Here is a 12,677-nt window from a genome sequence, read left to right as displayed (position 1 = left end):
GCTGTTGAGTTCTCAAGATTCGGAAGCCACCAAAGCAGCAACCCGGTAAACTTTATCCGGCTTTTTCCTGACCGTCAAGTCGGGGCCGGATCAAGTTTTATCCGATCTCGCTCCGGCTGACCGGAGCTCGTTCATCTTAGACCCACTCCCGCGATCCGTCAAGCGGATCCTCCGTCTTCCTCCGGGCCTTGAGCGGGATCCACTTGATCGCACACTCGCCACGGTGCCGGACGGCCGGGGTGGCGCTCCCCCGGTTTCCCGTGAGAGCTTGAGGAACAGTACACGCCCTTTCGGGATAGCGCAACTTCCGCCTCGGCAGGCGCCTCAGCGGCCGGTTCCCACCTGGACCCCACCGACGGTCCGCCGTCCCCTGCGCACGATCGCACAGTGTCCCCCCAAGAGGTCGTCCGAGGTCAGGACGGTCTCGGGGTCGGTGACCTTCTCGTTGTTCAGGTATGCGCCGCCCTCGAGGATCGCACGCTTGGCGGCGGCCTTCGATTCGACGATTCCGGACACCAGGAAGGCATCCACCAGCGGCATGGGGAGCGTCACCTCCGGGGCCTTCAGCTCACGCATGATCCCCCGGAGGGTCTCCTCCGAAAGGCAGGACAGCTCCCCGCGTCCGAAGAGAGCCGCGGCCGCGGCCACCACTGCCTGCCGTTCCCCGACCCCGTGCACGATGTCGGTGACGTCGTCGGCGAGGGCCTTCTGTGCGAGTCGCTTGTGGGGTTCGTTCTCCGTGGCCTTCTCCAGCGCCTCGATCTCCTCGCGGCCTCGGAAGCTGAACACCTTCAGGTAGTCGACGACCTTCGCGTCCTCGGCGTTGAGGAAGAACTGATGGAAGGCGTAGGGGCTGGTCAGCTCACGGTCGAGCCAGACGGTACCGGACTCGGTCTTGCCGAATTTCGTGCCGTCGGCCTTGGTGAGCAGGGGGGTGGCCAGGGCGTGTGCCCGCACCTGATCGGATCTGCGGAGCAGCTCGACCCCTGCGGTTATGTTCCCCCACTGGTCCGAGCCGCCGTGCTGCAGGGTGACCCCGTGCCGCCGGTACAGCTCCCGGTAGTCCATCGACTGGAGCAGCACGTAGGAAAACTCCGTGTAGCTGATCCCCGATTCCAGCCGGCGCGCCACCACGTCACGGGCGAGCATCCGGTTCACGGGGAAGTGTTTTCCGACATCACGCAGGAAGTCGAGGACCGACATCCCGGCGGTCCAGTCGAGGTTGTTGACCATGACCGCGGAGTTGTCCCCCTCGAAGGAGACGAAACGCTCGGCCTGGGCCCGGATTCGCTCCACCCATCCGGCCACGACCTCCCGGGAGTTCATCACGCGTTCCCCCGTTTCCTTGGGGTCACCGATCTGTCCGGTGGCGCCTCCCACCAGCAGGTGTGGTTTGTGTCCGGCCTGTTGCAGGCGACGGGCGAACAGCAACTGGACGAGGTTGCCCATGTGCAGGCTCGGCGCCGTCGGGTCGAAGCCCACATAGAACTTGACGGGTCCCTCGTCCAGGTGTGCCCCGAGAGCATCCAGGTCGGTCGAGTGGGCGATCAGCCCGCGCCAGCAGAGGTCGTCAAGCAATGCGTTCACGGGGGCAGCCTACTCACGCTCCAGGCCGGATTCACCTCAGTGGTCGCCTGGGTGATCCCCCGTCCGCCACGACGCGCCCCGGCGAGGGGTTGAAATGCGGACATTCGCATATAACAATAGATGTGTGCCAGCCACGAGGATCTCCGATTACGAGCCGGTCAGCAGCCTTTTCAAGGCCCTGGCGAATCCGGTGCGTGCCGCCATCGTGCACCTGCTCTCCGATCAGGAACGCACCGTGAGCCAGCTCGTGGAAAATCTCGGACTGCCTCAGCCGCTGGTCTCCCAGCACCTGCGCGTACTGCGTGGAGCCCTGATGGTCTCCACCAGGCGGCAGGGTCAGGAGATCTGGTACAGCGTCTGCGATCAACACGTCGCCCACATCCTGGGCGACGCCATGAAACACACCCAGGAGGGGAAACATGACCACGACCACTGAACACATCGCTGCCGAGGCCCACAAGCACACCCACGGCCCGAACTGCGGCCACGAGGCCGTGATCCACTTCGATCACGTCGACTACATCCACGACGGCCACGCGCACCGCGAGCACGACGGCCACTACGACGAGTGCACCACCTGCACCTGCGGCAACTGCTCCGACACCTGCGCAACCTGCACCTGTGAGGACTGCACCTGCCCGAACTGCTCGCACAACGCCTGCTCCTGCGGCTCCTGCAACTGTGCATCCTGCTCCTCCTGCGCCTGCCAGGACTGCACCTGCCCGACCTGCCGTCACGCAGCCTGAGCGCGAAACTTCTGGGGCCCCCGATCCGGATCGGGGGCCCCAGAAGTTTCATATGGGTGTTCTTCGAAACCGGTCCGGAGCCGAACATGGTTTCGACACGGGCCGCTCGTTCCTCGCAGCCCGGCTCAACCAACTTCGCGCAGGGATTACCGGCCGCTCTTTCCTCACGGACCCAGCTCAGCCAGCTTCGCGAGGGGAGGGTTTCCAGGTGGCCGGTTCAACCGGCTTTCAGGAATCCCACCTGCTCAGGTCCAGGCCCTGTTCTCCTCCAGGGCCGCGAAGGCCTCCTCCAGCTGTTCGGCCACGCGGGCGGTCGCGGTGCCGCCGCGCCCGTTGCGGGCGTTCACCGACCCCTCCACCGTCAGCACCTCGAGCACCCCGGGGTCGAGGTGCTCGCTGATGCCGGGCAGATCGGCCTCGGTGAGGTCCTGGAGGGTGATTCCCCGGTTCTCGCAGTAGCGCACCGCCTCCCCCGCCACCTCGTGGGCGACGGCGAACGGCACCCGCATCCGCACCAGATGGTCGGCGACATCGGTGGCCAGGGAGAACCCCGCCGGGGCGAGCGCGGCCATGCGCGCGTGGTCGAAGCCCAGGGTGGCGATCATCCCGGCGACGGCGGGCAGCAGGACTCTCAGCTGATCGAGGCCGTCGAAGACCGGTTCCTTGTCCTCCTGGAGGTCCCGGTTGTAGGCCAGAGGCATCCCCTTGAGGGTCGCGAGGAGCCCCGACAGATTCCCGATGAGCCGTCCCGCCTTGCCACGGGCCAGTTCGGCCACGTCGGGGTTCTTTTTCTGCGGCATGATCGAACTGCCCGTGGACCACTCGTCGGCCAGTTTCGCGAAACCGAACTCGGCGGTGCACCAGAGGATCACGTCCTCGCTGAGACGGGACAGATCCACCCCGATCTGCGCCAGGATCCAGGCGGTCTCGGCCACCAGGTCGCGGGCGGCGGTGCCGTCGATGGAGTTCGGCACCGATGAGGTGAAGCCCAGTTCACGGGCCACCAGCTCCGGGTCCAGGCCGAGCGAGGTCCCGGCCAGGGCGGCCGAACCGTAGGGGCTGACCGCCAGGCGGGTATCGAGGTTCCTCAGGCGGGAGACGTCGCGCAGCAGCGGCCAGGCGTGCGCCAACAGGTGGTGGCTCAGCAGCACCGGCTGGGCGGATTGCAGGTGGGTGCGTCCCGGCATCACGGCGCCGAGGTTCTCCTTCGCCTGCCCGGCCAGGGCCTCGACGACATCCAGGACCCCGGACACCAGCACACGCACCTCCTCGCGCAGGTAGCTGCGGATCAGGGTGGCGATCTGGTCGTTGCGGGAGCGTCCTGCCCGCAACCGGCCGCCGAGCTCGGGGCCGACGAGCTCCTTGAGGCCCCTTTCCAGCGCGCCGTGGACGTCCTCGTCGGTGGGGGACGGCGCGAACTCTCCCGTGTGCACCCGGCGCAGCAGCTCGGCGAGCCCGGCGTCCATGGCCGCGGCCTCGTCATCGGTCAGCAGCCCAGCCGCGTGGAGGGCCTTGGCGTGGGCCCGTGAACCGGCGATGTCGTGGGGGGCCAGACGCCAGTCGAACTGGGTGGAACGGCTCAGCTCGAACATCGCGTCGGCGGGCCCCCCGGTGAACCGTCCGCCCCAGAGTCTTCCCTCGGTCACTGTCCCTCCTTCTCCAGGTCCCGGAGCCTCGTCGGCTTCCCGGTACGTGTCATGTGGGCGATGATGCCAGCAGTGCGCGCCGCGGATTCCGGATCCGTGGCGACCAGCAGCAGGGTGTCATCGCCCGCGACGGTGCCCATCACCCCGGGCAGTCGGGCCCTGTCCACGTGGGCCCCCAGGAACTGCGCGGCGCCGGGTGGGGTTTTTATGACGATCTGGTTGGCCGCGTGCTGTATCGACTGCAGCAGTTCCACGCAGCGGCGGGCCAGTTTCTCGGCAGCCACTCCCCCACCCTCCGTCTCGTCGCCGACGGCGTAGACGAGACTTCCCTCGGGGGTGCGGCGTTTCACCGCTCCGAGGGCCAGGAGGTCCTTGCTCAACGTGGACTGGCTCACCTCCACGTCCCGTTCCGCCAACGCGGCACTCAACTCGTGCTGGGAGGTGAACTCCCCCTCCTCCAGCAGGCCCCGCAGCAGGGCGAGGCGGGCGGATCGTTTCATCTCAGGCATTGCATCTCTCCAACCATCCGGGCAGGGCGGTCACGAAGGGGGCCAGGTCGGCCTCCGTGATGATCAGCGGCGGGGCAACCCGCAGCGCATCGGGGCGCGGAGCGTTCAGCACCCATCCTTCCGACAGGGCCAGCTCCACCACCTGCGGAGCCACCTCCCGGGTGAGCACGATACCCCGTAGCAGGCCCGCCCCACGCACCCCGGCGATCTCCGGGTGCCCCAGGCCCGTGATCTTTGAGGCGAACCAGTCGCCGACGCGGCGGACATCCTCGAGCAGGCCGCCGCCCAGCACGTCCAGGACTGCGTTGCCGGCCGCCGCCGCGACGGGATTGCCCCCGAAGGTGCTGCCGTGTCCGCCGGGGGTCAGCAGGTCCGCGGCGCGGCCCGTGGCGATGCAGGCCCCGATGGGGAACCCGTTCCCGAGGCCCTTGGCCACCGTCACCAGGTCCGCCGTCACACCGTGGGAACGACTCAGCAACAGTTCGCCACAGCGGCCGATGCCGGTTTGGACCTCGTCGATCCACAGCAGCGCCCCGGCACGGGAGGTGATCTCCCGGGCGGCGCTCAGGTATCCCTCCGGCGCCGGGATCACCCCGGACTCCCCCTGGACGGGTTCGACGACCACCGCGGCCACCGTCTCGTCCACGGCCGCTTCAAGGGCCCCGGTGTCGCCGAAGGGAACGAACGTGACCTCCCCGGGAAGCGGTTCGAAGGGTTTCCGGTACTTCTCGGTGTGGGTGACGGCCAGCGCCCCCATGGTCCGGCCGTGGAAGGATCCCTCCATTGCCACGAGACGGGTCCGGCCGGTGAGGCGAGTCAGTTTGAACGCGGCCTCGTTGGCCTCGGCCCCCGAGTTGGCGAGGAAAACCCTGCCCCCGCCGGCCGCCTCCGCGAGGCGTTCCGCCAGCCGGATCTGCGGCTCGGATGCGAAGAAATTGGAGATGTGCCCGAGGGTTTTCAGCTGTTCGGTGACGGCCGCCACCACGGCGGGATGTCCGTGCCCCAGGGCGTTGACGGCGATTCCCGCCAGCAGGTCGACGTAGCGGTTGCCGTCGGCGTCCCACAGGTGGATGCCCTCACCGCGGGCGAAGATCCTTCGGGGCGCACCGAAGGCGTTCATCATGACCGCCCCGTAGCGGCTCCTGAGGTCGGTTTCACCGCTCATGCCGGCTCCTCACAGACCATGGTCCCCACCCCGTCGTCGGTGAAGATCTCCAACAGCAGGCAGTGCGGCACGCGGCCGTCGATGATGGTCGCGGACCGCACCCCGCCCTCCACGGCCCGCACGCACGCCTCCATCTTCGGGACCATCCCCGAGGTGAGGCCGGGCATCAGCCGGCGCACCTCCTCGGGGGTGATGGACGTGATGATGGTCGACTCGTCGGGATAGTTCGCGTACAGCCCCGCCACGTCGGTGAGCATGACCAGGCGTTTCGCCCCGAGCGCGAGGGCCAGGGCCGAGGCGGCGGTGTCGGCGTTGACGTTGTAGATCTGACCGTCGGGTCCGGGCGCGACGGTTGCGACCACGGGGATGCGGCCCGCCTCGATCAGGTCGAGCAGCGCGGAGGGATCGACGGAGTCGACGTCGCCGACGAATCCCAGGTCGATTTCCTCGCCGCCCTCGACCAGGCCGCGGCGTCGGGCCCGCAGCAGTCCACCGTCCTCGCCGGACATGCCGACGGCGAAGGGGGCGTGAGTGTTTATGAGCCCCACCAGTTCCCTGCCGACCTGCCCCACCAGCACCATGCGCACCACGTCCATGGCCTCGGACGTTGTCACCCTGAGGCCGCCGCGGAACTCCGAGGTGATGCCGAGCCGTTCCAGCATGGAGCTGATCTGGGGTCCGCCACCGTGGACGACCACAGGTTTCAGGCCGACGCGGCGCAGGAACACGATGTCCTCGGCGAAGGCGCGTTTGAGGTCATCGTCGATCATGGCGTTGCCGCCGTACTTGACGACGATGGTCTCTCCCGCGAACTGGCCGATCCACGGCAGGGCCTCGATGAGGGTGCCGGCCTTGGCCAGGAGCAGGTCGTGGTCGGGGTGGGTGTACCGGGGTGTCATGAGGAGTACTCCGCGTTCTCCTTCACGTACTCGTACGTGAGGTCGGTGGTGAGGATGGTGGCCGCCGCGTCGCCCGCGTGCAGGTCGATCAGGACGTGGACCCGGCGGCCAGACAGGTCGACCAGTTCGCGGGGTTCGCCGATCCCCCCGTCGCGGCAAACCTGGACGCCGTTGAAGGAGACGTCCAGCCGGTCGGCCTCGAACACGGCGTCGGTGACGCCGATGGCGGACAGCACGCGCCCCCAGTTCGGGTCGCCTCCGAAGATCGCGCACTTGAACAGGTTGCTGCGTGCCACCTCGCGGCCCACCGTCTCCGCGTCGCGCACGGATGCGGCGCCGACGACCTCGATGGCGATCTCGTGACTGGAACCTTCGGCGTCGGCGATCAGTTGGCGCGCGAGATCCTGGCAGAGGCCACCCAGCGCTGTCGTGAACTCCTGCGAATCGGGTGTGACGCCGCTGGCCCCGGATGCGAGCAGCAGCACGGTGTCGTTGGTGGACATGCAGCCATCCGCGTCGGCCCGGTCGAAGCTGATGCGGCTCGCCTCGCGGAGCGCCGCGTCCAGGACCGGCGCTTCCAGGTCGGCGTCGGTGGTCAGCACCACGAGCATCGTCGCGAGTCCGGGCGCGAGCATCCCGGCTCCCTTGGCCATGCCTCCGATGCTCCAGCCCTCGCCGTGGTGGACGGCCTGTTTGCTGACGGTGTCGGTGGTCATGATCGCGGTCGCGGCATCCTCTCCCCCGTCCCGGGACAGCTGCGCACAGGCCCGTTCGATGCCGGAGGTGATCTCTGCCATGGGCAGCCGGACACCGATCAGCCCGGTGGAGCAGACGGCGACCTCTCCCGCCCTCACCCCGAGCCCGGTGGCCGTCGCCTCGGCCATGGCCCCGGCGTCCTCGAATCCCGGCCGGCCGGTGCAGGCGTTCGCCCCGCCGGAGTTCAGGACCACCGCGCGCAGCCGGCCATCGGCGACGACCCGCCGGGACCAGTCGACGGGCGCCGCGAAGACCCGGTTGCGGGTGAACACCCCGGCCGCGGCGAACCGTGGTCCGAGGTTGGACACGACGGCCAGGTCGAGGCGATCGCCGGTCTTGATCCCGGCTGCGACTCCAGCAGCGGTGAATCCCGCGGGGGTCGTGACGCTCACGGTGCCACTCCGATCGTGCTCAGGCCGGTGGTCTCGTCGAGACCGAGGGCGATGTTCATGGACTGGACGGCACCGCCGGCGGTGCCCTTGGTGAGGTTGTCGATGGCCGAGACAGCGATCACCCGGCCGGCGGTCTCGTCGACGGCGACCTGCACCGTGACCCGGTTGGAGCCGAGGACACCCGCGGTCGTGGGCCAGACCCCCGCGGGCAGCAGGTCGACGAAAGGTTCGTCCGCGTAGGCCGCCTCGTAGCATCTCCGCACCTCTTCCACCGCGACATCACCGACCCGGGGGGCGGAGCAGGTCGCGAGGATGCCCCGGGGCATCGGCACCAGCATGGGGGTGAACGAGACGCCGACCCGCTCACCTGTTACCGAGGAGAGGTTCTGGATGATCTCGGGAATGTGCCGGTGCACCCCGCCGACCCCGTAGACCGAGGCGTTGCCCATGACCTCCGAGCCGAGGAGGTGCGGTTTGGCGGCCTTTCCCGCCCCCGAGGTCCCGGAGGCGGCGACGACGACCATTCCCGCAGGGTCGATCAGCCCCGCCTGGACAGCCGGGAACAGGGCGAGCGTGACCGCCGTCGGATAGCAGCCGGGCACCGCTATCCGCCCGGTGCCGCGCAGGGCGTCCCGGCAGCCGGGCAGTTCGGGCAGGCCGTAGGGCCAGGTTCCCGCGTGCTCGCTGCCGTAGAAACGCCGCCACTGCCCGGGGTCGCGCAACCGGAAATCGGCCCCGGCGTCGATGACCAGCGTCTCCGCTCCGAGCTGCCCGGCGATCCCGGCACTCGCCCCGTGGGGCAGGGCCAGGAAGACGACGTCGTGGCCGGCGAGGTTCTCGACGGTGGTGGCGACTATTTCCCGGTCGGCGAGGGGGGCCAGGTGGGGCTGGTGGTCTCGCAACCGGTCGCCCACCGACGAGTTGCCCGCCAGGGCGCCGATCTCGACCTCGGGGTGCTGCAGCAGCAGTCGCAGCACCTCGCCTCCTGCGTATCCCGTGCATCCCGCTACGGCAACCTTGAAACTCACAACGGCAACTATGCCATCGATCGAATAAATATTCCAACTATCCTCGACGCCCACCCCTCCCCTGCGTACGAATCGCGGCATCCCCCGCCGGAGCCACTCGGCAGGGGGCGACCCTCCCCCTGTACATGAATCGCGGAGGTTCGACGGTTCAACGTCGTGTGGCGACGTTGAACCGTTTTTCTTCCGCGATTCGCGTACGGGAAGAGAAGCGGGCAATGCGGGCACAGTCGACCGGGCCGGTCACGGCGGGATAGTCTCGACTCCGCAGTTGCACGTTTTAAGGAGAAACGCTGATGAGTGAGCCGTCGTACCGGTACAACGCGAAGCTGGCCGGTGAGATCGAGGCGCACTGGCAGGATCGCTGGGAGACCGAGGGCACGTTCCACGCCCCGAATCCTGCCGGGCCCTGGGCCGAACCCGAGAAGGTCGATTTCCGCGGCGAGAAGCTCTTCGTCCTTGACATGTTTCCCTACCCGAGCGGCGCGGGCCTGCACGTCGGGCATCCCCTCGGTTACATCGCCACCGACACCTTCGCGCGTTTCAACCGCATGAAGGGCCGCAACGTGCTGCACGCACTCGGCTATGACGCCTTCGGTCTGCCCGCCGAGCAGTACGCAGTGCAGTCGGGGCAGCATCCCCGGGTCACCACCGAACACAACATCGCCATCATGCGCCGCCAGCTGCGGCGACTGGGCCTGGCCCACGATCCCCGCCGCAGCGTGGCGACCATCGACGTCGAGTTCTACCGCTGGACCCAGTGGATCTTCCTGCAGATCTTCAACGCCTGGTTCGACGAGGCGGCGAACAAGGCCCGCCACATCGACGAGCTGGTCGAGGAGTTCGCCTCCGGGAAGCGCCCCACCCCGTCGGGCCGGCCCTGGGAAGAGCTGCCCGAGCGGGAGCGCCGCCGGATCGTCGACTCGCACCGCCTGGCCTACCTGTCCGAGGCGCCCGTGAACTGGTGCCCGGGTCTGGGTACCGTGCTGGCCAACGAGGAGGTCACCAACGAGGGACGCTCCGAGATCGGCAACTTCCCGGTGTTCAAACGCAACATGAGCCAGTGGATGCTGCGTATCACGGCCTATGCGGAACGCCTGCTGGCGGACCTGGACAAGCTGGACTGGCCGGACAAGGTCAAGGCCATGCAGCGCAACTGGATCGGTCGTTCCGATGGCGCCCGGGTGTTCTTCACCGAGGCCGCCAGCGGTGAGCAGATCGAGGTGTTCACCACCCGCCCGGACACCCTGTTCGGCGCCACCTTCATGGTGCTGGCACCCGAACACCACCTGGCCGACGAGACCGCATCCGAGTGGCCGGAGGGCACCGATCCTGCCTGGACCGGGGGCCACACCTCCCCCGCCGAGGCGGTCGCGGCCTACCGCGCCGAGGTGGAACGCAGAACCGACGCGGACCGCCACGCCGATGAAAGGGACAAGACGGGTCTGTTCATCGGGCGTTTCGCCATCAACCCCGTCAACGGCCAGCACGTCCCGATCTTCATCGCCGACTACGTCACCCTGGGTTACGGCACGGGAGCGGTCATGGCGGTCCCCTCCGGTGACCAGCGCGACTGGGAGTTCGCGAAGGCCTACAACCTGCCGATCGTCGAGACCGTGATCCCCGAGGCCGACCATGACGGCAATTCGGCGTGGATGGGCGACGGTGAGGTGATCAACTCCGCCAACTCCGAGATCTCCCTGAACGGCATGAACGTCACCGACGCCAAGACGGCCATCACCGAATGGCTGGCGGCCAAGGGGCTGGGTGAGGCCACCGTGAACTACCGGCTGCGGGACTGGCTGTTCAGCCGCCAGCGCTACTGGGGTGAACCGTTCCCGATCGTCTACGACGAGACGGGCCTGCCCATCGCCCTGCCCGAGGAGATGCTTCCCATCGAACTGCCGGAGGTCACCGACTATTCCCCGAAGGCCCTGGACCCGGAGGACCGGGACTCCGATCCGGTGCCGCCACTGGCCCGCGCCACCGACTGGACGAGCATCGAACTGGACCTGGGCGACGGGGTGAGAACCTACCGCCGCGAGCTGAACGTGATGCCCCAGTGGGCCGGTTCCTGCTGGTACGAGATGCGCTACCTGGACCCCGCCAACCACGACCGGTTCGTCAGCGAGGAAGTGGAACGCTACTGGATGGGGCCACGCGGCGAGGGCGATGTCGGCGGGGTGGACCTGTACGTCGGCGGGGTCGAACACGCCGTGCTACACCTGCTCTACGCAAGGTTCTGGCACAAGGTGCTGTTCGACCTGGGGCACGTCTCATCCGCCGAGCCGTTCCGCCGCCTGTTCAACCAGGGCTACATCCAGGCCTACGCCTACCGCGATTCCCGCGGCCAGACGGTGCCCGCCGCCGAGGTGGAGGCGCACGGGGAGGGCGAGAACACGACCTGGACCTGGCAGGACCAGCCCGTCAAACGCGAGTACGGGAAGATGGGCAAGTCGCTGAAGAACATCGTCTCCCCGGACGAGATGTACGAGGCCTACGGCGCCGACACCTTCCGTCTCTACGAGATGGGCATGGGCCCGCTGACCCAGTCGAAGCCGTGGGAGACCCGCGCCGTGGTCGGGTCGCAGCGTTTCCTGCAGCGGCTGTGGCGCAACGTCGTCGACGAGGAGACCGGCGACCTGGTCACCCGTGACACCGACATCGACGACGACACCCTCCACGCCCTGCACAAAACCATCGACGCGGTCAACAAGGACTACGAGAACCTGTCGTTCAACACCGCCATCGCGCGGCTCACGGAGTACAACACCGTCCTGACCGGCCTCAAGGTGGTGCCCAGGGCCGCGGTGGAGCCGCTGGTGCTGATGGTCGCGCCCCTGGCCCCGCACATCGCGGAGGAGCTGTGGCACCGGCTGGGGCACGAGCAGTCGCTGGCCCACGAGCCCTTCCCCGTGGCGGATCCGGAACTGGTGGCCGAGGACACCATCACCGCCGTCGTCCAGGTCCGGGGCAAGCTGCGCGCCCAGCTGGAGGTCTCCGCCTCGATCACCGAGGATGAACTGCGTGAACTGGCCCTGACCCATCCGCGCATCACCAAGGAGATCCCCAACGGCGTCAGGAAGGTGATCGTCAAGGTCCCCAAGCTGGTCAACGTCGTCCCTGCCTGATGACGCAGGAGGGTTGCCGTTCCCGTGATCTGGTCGACCCGACCCGTGACCGCCTGCGGGTGAATCGCGCCAACCCCGGGTTGAACGTGTCCGTTGCCGCTCGGTCGGGCCCGCTCATCGGCTGCCGGAGGTGATTCCGAGCCGGGTTGCCCCTTCGTTGCAACCCGGCTCACCCGGTTTGCCCGGGGCGGCTTCGAGACAAATGTTCGCCGGGAATCCCGACCAGCTGCTGCGGAGCGCCTGTCCGCGTCATCCCTCAGGCCGTGACGCCTCGGACCAGCAGTTCCACGCCGTGGTTGAAGTCCTCCCTGGACGCATCCGCATCGAAACCGTCGAGCACCCCCAGGGAAACCAGCTGGGTGCGGGTCTGTTCCGCCATGACGTGTCCCAGGATGAAGTGCAGGAAAGCGGCCGCCGTGGCCGCCGGTTCGGGACAGGCACGCTCGGTCAGCACGCCCCTGGCCGCTGCGATCGCGTCCACGGTGCCCATGCCCAGGGCCGTCGTCGAGGCGACCAGCTCGGCACCGTCGCGGTGGGCCAGCAAGGCTCCACGCAGATTGTGCGACCAGTCCCTCAGCCACTCCCCCGTCCCGGTCACGTCGGGAACGGCGACGGGGGTCAGTATCACGTCGGCGATCCCGGCGAGCAGCGACTGTTTGTTCGGCACGTGGTAGTACAACGCCCCGGCCTTGACGCCGAGCTCGTCCGCCACGCGTCGCATGGACAGGTCGCCGAGCCCCCAGGAGTCCAGGATCCGCAGACCCGCATCGACTATCCGCCCTTTGGTCAGCACGCTGTGAATGGTACAGCCGACTTCCCGG

General features: G+C 68.1%; 11 protein-coding genes. 3 read left to right on the top strand and 8 right to left on the bottom strand.

Features of this window, described 5'->3' with window-relative positions; genetic code table 11:
- Positions 1-324 precede the first annotated feature (324 nt).
- A complete protein-coding gene (gene tyrS / locus ACO6D6_RS10105; RefSeq protein ID WP_484785137.1) occupies positions 325-1,587 on the bottom strand; it encodes a tyrosine--tRNA ligase in 1,263 nt (420 codons plus the stop codon).
- 124 nt (positions 1,588-1,711) lie between these two features.
- Here tyrS and ACO6D6_RS10100 point away from each other — a divergent pair, with 124 nt between their 5' ends.
- Both ACO6D6_RS10100 and ACO6D6_RS10095 read left to right on the top strand, forming a co-directional pair.
- Positions 1,712-2,023, top strand: a complete 312-nt coding sequence (locus ACO6D6_RS10100; protein WP_484785136.1) for an ArsR/SmtB family transcription factor — start codon at positions 1,712-1,714, stop codon at positions 2,021-2,023.
- Entirely contained in the window at positions 2,007-2,333 is a 327-nt protein-coding gene (locus tag ACO6D6_RS10095) for a hypothetical protein (RefSeq protein ID WP_484785135.1), read from the top strand. Before ACO6D6_RS10100 ends, ACO6D6_RS10095 begins: the two co-directional genes overlap by 17 nt.
- 245 nt (positions 2,334-2,578) lie before the next feature.
- Here the strand turns inward: ACO6D6_RS10095 and argH are convergent, their stop codons facing one another.
- Genes argH through argC form a run of 6 tightly spaced genes read right to left on the bottom strand, consistent with a single transcriptional unit; the run spans position 2,579 to position 8,728 of the window.
- Positions 2,579-3,925 carry an argininosuccinate lyase gene (argH, locus tag ACO6D6_RS10090; protein ID WP_484785140.1) on the bottom strand — a complete coding sequence of 449 codons (1,347 nt, stop codon included), beginning with the start codon at positions 3,923-3,925 and terminating at the stop codon, positions 2,579-2,581.
- A gap of 50 nt (positions 3,926-3,975) precedes the next feature.
- On the bottom strand, positions 3,976-4,479 hold the full coding sequence (locus ACO6D6_RS10085) for an arginine repressor (RefSeq protein ID WP_484785134.1): 504 nt from the start codon (positions 4,477-4,479) through the stop codon (positions 3,976-3,978).
- Between the two features lies 1 nt (position 4,480).
- The gene (locus tag ACO6D6_RS10080) at positions 4,481-5,653 is read right to left on the bottom strand and encodes an acetylornithine transaminase (RefSeq protein WP_484785133.1); all 1,173 of its coding nucleotides are present in this window, start codon (positions 5,651-5,653) and stop codon (positions 4,481-4,483) included.
- Complete coding sequence (gene argB / locus ACO6D6_RS10075; RefSeq protein ID WP_484785132.1) at positions 5,650-6,552, bottom strand: acetylglutamate kinase; 903 nt, start codon at positions 6,550-6,552, stop codon at positions 5,650-5,652. Before argB ends, ACO6D6_RS10080 begins: the two co-directional genes overlap by 4 nt.
- Positions 6,549-7,700, bottom strand: a complete 1,152-nt coding sequence (gene argJ, locus ACO6D6_RS10070; protein ID WP_484785131.1) for a bifunctional glutamate N-acetyltransferase/amino-acid acetyltransferase ArgJ — start codon at positions 7,698-7,700, stop codon at positions 6,549-6,551. The genes argB and argJ overlap by 4 nt, the downstream gene beginning before the upstream one ends.
- Positions 7,697-8,728 (bottom strand): N-acetyl-gamma-glutamyl-phosphate reductase, encoded by a 1,032-nt coding sequence (gene argC / locus ACO6D6_RS10065; RefSeq protein WP_484785130.1) that lies wholly within the window; start codon positions 8,726-8,728, stop codon positions 7,697-7,699. Before argC ends, argJ begins: the two co-directional genes overlap by 4 nt.
- A gap of 293 nt (positions 8,729-9,021) precedes the next feature.
- Between argC and leuS the strand changes: the two genes are divergently transcribed.
- The gene (gene leuS / locus ACO6D6_RS10060; protein WP_484785129.1) at positions 9,022-11,856 is read left to right on the top strand and encodes a leucine--tRNA ligase; all 2,835 of its coding nucleotides are present in this window, start codon (positions 9,022-9,024) and stop codon (positions 11,854-11,856) included.
- 256 nt (positions 11,857-12,112) lie between these two features.
- On the opposite strand, the gene ACO6D6_RS10055 is transcribed toward leuS, so the two are convergent.
- The gene (locus ACO6D6_RS10055; RefSeq protein WP_484785128.1) at positions 12,113-12,649 is read right to left on the bottom strand and encodes a TetR family transcriptional regulator; all 537 of its coding nucleotides are present in this window, start codon (positions 12,647-12,649) and stop codon (positions 12,113-12,115) included.
- Between the last annotated feature and the right edge of the window lie 28 nt (positions 12,650-12,677).

The organism is Arachnia sp. (assembly GCF_057238465.1).
This window is presented reverse-complemented; position numbering and strand designations above follow the sequence as displayed.

Excerpts from the sequence above, each read along its gene's own strand:
- ACO6D6_RS10080 (WP_484785133.1), bottom strand. The coding sequence starts at position 5,653 with ATGAGCGGTGAAACCGACCTCAGGAGCCGCTACGGGGCGGTCATGATG.
- ACO6D6_RS10085 (WP_484785134.1), bottom strand. The coding sequence starts at position 4,479 with ATGAAACGATCCGCCCGCCTCGCCCTGCTGCGGGGCCTGCTGGAGGAG.
- leuS (WP_484785129.1), top strand. The coding sequence starts at position 9,022 with ATGAGTGAGCCGTCGTACCGGTACAACGCGAAGCTGGCCGGTGAGATC.
- ACO6D6_RS10095 (WP_484785135.1), top strand. The coding sequence starts at position 2,007 with ATGACCACGACCACTGAACACATCGCTGCCGAGGCCCACAAGCACACC.
- argH (WP_484785140.1), bottom strand. The coding sequence starts at position 3,925 with ATGTTCGAGCTGAGCCGTTCCACCCAGTTCGACTGGCGTCTGGCCCCC.
- argB (WP_484785132.1), bottom strand. The coding sequence starts at position 6,552 with ATGACACCCCGGTACACCCACCCCGACCACGACCTGCTCCTGGCCAAG.